Annotated in this window: 3 protein-coding genes and 1 pseudogene; 3 read left to right on the top strand and 1 reads right to left on the bottom strand. The window is 30.4% G+C overall.

Translation table 11 applies throughout. The features are described 5' to 3' along the window. Positions 1–406, top strand: a pseudogene (locus RMN92_RS04460) (ATP-dependent DNA helicase); the annotation flags it as partial. Positions 407–523: 117 nt separating this feature from the next. Next, complete coding sequence (locus RMN92_RS04465; RefSeq protein ID WP_309608264.1) at positions 524–1,384, top strand: hypothetical protein; 861 nt, start codon at positions 524–526, stop codon at positions 1,382–1,384. 70 nt (positions 1,385–1,454) lie between these two features. On the opposite strand, the gene RMN92_RS04470 is transcribed toward RMN92_RS04465, so the two are convergent. Further along, positions 1,455–2,297 carry an alpha/beta hydrolase gene (locus RMN92_RS04470; RefSeq protein ID WP_309608265.1) on the bottom strand — a complete coding sequence of 281 codons (843 nt, stop codon included), beginning with the start codon at positions 2,295–2,297 and terminating at the stop codon, positions 1,455–1,457. Positions 2,298–2,368: 71 nt separating this feature from the next. Here RMN92_RS04470 and RMN92_RS04475 point away from each other — a divergent pair. Next, positions 2,369–2,545 (top strand): Sua5/YciO/YrdC/YwlC family protein (locus RMN92_RS04475; RefSeq protein ID WP_309608266.1); only part of this gene is annotated, 177 nt, incomplete at its 3' end.

A 2,545-nucleotide genomic window follows, 5' to 3' on the forward strand; every position in this document is an offset into this window, starting at 1 on the left:
TATAGAAGAAATTGATGGTCAATATCTAGAATATTTAACTCCAGAAGAAACAAACTATCGTTACAAACCCATGATTGACCATGATATTTTTGGCGATGTGGACAAATCTAAACTCCGTTTGGCAAAACCTATTGCTGGAACACCTCCAAAATATATTACAGATAGTGAACCAAAATCTGATATTAATATTCGGAAATTAAAACCAGTTTCAAGCAATTCAAATAACTCCAATTTATTTGATAACAAATTAGTTGCTGGAAATATTGTCATGCACGAACGCTTTGGAAAAGGTGAAGTTTTAAATCTTGAAGGTGGCGGTGCAGATAAAAAAGCAGAAATTAAATTTGAAGTTGGGGGCATTAAAAAATTATTGTTGCGATTTGCTAAGTTGGATGTTATTGGCTAATTGTATTCATAATAATATATTGCAATAAATAATAAAAAATACCTTTATTCTGGTATTGTAACTTTAAATTATTTCAAGTTAATTTGTAACTTATAAACTAAAAACTAATTAAATATCATGAAAAATACTCTTTATTTATTAATTGCAATTTTATTTGCAACTGTTTCTTGTACTCAAAACGAAGACAGTGTTGCAAAATCTGGTCAAGATCCATCAGTATCAGCAGAAATATTGCCAAAAAAAGTTTCTTCTACTTATGTTGGTACTTTTTATCCAATTGTGACGACTTACACCTACAATGGAAATAAAATTTTAGAATCTGTATATCAGAACTCTAGCGCAAGTGACAAAACTACTTATACCTACACAGGGAATTTGATTACTAAAAAGGCATCCAATAATACTTATACGGATTTTATTTACGAAAATGGTAAACTTAAAACTGCCACAAGCTATGGTCTAACGCCCAGCAATGGTCAATTGGTTATAATTTCAAAAAATAAAAATGTATACATTTACAATACAGATGGAACTATTTCAAAACAAACTTATAACGTAGATGTTAATACTGGAGTAGAATATTTAGATAATAATGGAACAACTGTTATGACGTTATTAAACGGCAATGTCATTAAACACGTATATCAATCCACCACAAATAGTTCTACAGGAACTACAACATATACTTATGAGTATGATGCAAAAAACAATCCTTTTAAAAATGTTCTAGGTTACAATGAATTGATGATAAATAGCATCAATCCTTCAACGTCACCAGCAAACAAAAACCTGACAAGATGTTTCCTTGATATAATAGAGAATTTTACTTCTGGCCCAACCAATAGATACACTGAAACGAGAACACATCAGTTTTTATATAATGATAATGGATTTGTTTTAGAGGATAAAGAATTCTTTGAAGCAAGTGCCAATAGTTCAGGTGTAAATCTGAAATCAACTACAACTTACACTTATTAAAAAATTAAATTTCAAATAGAAACGCAGAAAAATGAAATCAATTTTTGTGCTTTTCTATTTGAAAAACTACCTAAAATTTAGCCTTTACAAAGTTTGCCAATTTAGTGTAAGCATCCAATTGGTCAATTGGAGCCCAGTCTCCATGACCTCCATTATATAAGTTAAATTCGTTGTAAACACCCAGTTGGTCTAATTTAGCATGTAAATCTTGTCCCTGTGTAGTTGGAATTAAAGAATCAGCATTGCCATAAAACATAATAGTTGGAGGTGAAACTGAAGTTGCTTTATGATAAGGGCTTAAATTTTGATAATATGCTTCATTTCCAATATAATTTACACCAGTCAATGACAAATATAAACTTATCCATGCTGGATTATTGGTATAGTTTACATCGGTAAAATTAGTTGGGCCTACAATACTAGCGACCATTTTAATATTATTGCTTTGATTTTTGGTGTAGCTATACAATAGTGATAAATGAGCACCAGCACTGGTGCCTATAAATCCAAAATCATCTGAAATATTATTATTATCATTCTTTAACTTATTAAATACTGCATTCACATCGTCAATCTGCATAGGAAAAGCATAAACTCCTGTAGATGCCAATCTGTAATTCATATTTGCAATAGCATAACCTGACAAATTTTGTTTGATAAAAGGTATCAAATAATTCATATCGGCTTTGTCGCCAGAAGTCCATCCGCCGCCATGAACAAGAATCAGTGTTTTTGTGGTTGTGGTCCTATTGGCTGGTAAATACAAATCAAATTTTTGTTTAGAATCATTACCATAACTCAAATCTAAAAATGTTTCTTCTTTAATTGGATTAGAAGTTAATTCATTTTCATTTGGACTGCATGAAATAAATAATGCAGTTACTAAAATGCAAAAAAGTATATTCGTTTTCATCTCTTACCGTATCTTTGTATAAAACGTAAAATTAGCATTTTTACTATTCAAAAATCAAATTAAATCCTACAATGGCTCAATTCTTAAAAATATATGAAGATAAGCCGAACGAAGGCGCTATTAAAAAAGTTGTTGAGGTCTTAAAAAATGGTGGATTAATTATTTACCCAACAGATACTGTTTATGGCTTGGGTTGCGATATAACCAATTCAAAAGCGTTGCAACGCATTGCTAAAATAAAAGGTATA

Origin of the sequence: Flavobacterium sp. (genome assembly GCF_031363805.1) — a bacterium.
GTDB lineage: Bacteria > Bacteroidota > Bacteroidia > Flavobacteriales > Flavobacteriaceae > Flavobacterium.

Bases quoted from the DNA above. Each gene is read 5' to 3' on its own strand.
- RMN92_RS04465 (WP_309608264.1), top strand. From the start codon at position 524: ATGAAAAATACTCTTTATTTATTAATTGCAATTTTATTTGCAACTGTT.
- RMN92_RS04470 (WP_309608265.1), bottom strand. From the start codon at position 2,297: ATGAAAACGAATATACTTTTTTGCATTTTAGTAACTGCATTATTTATT.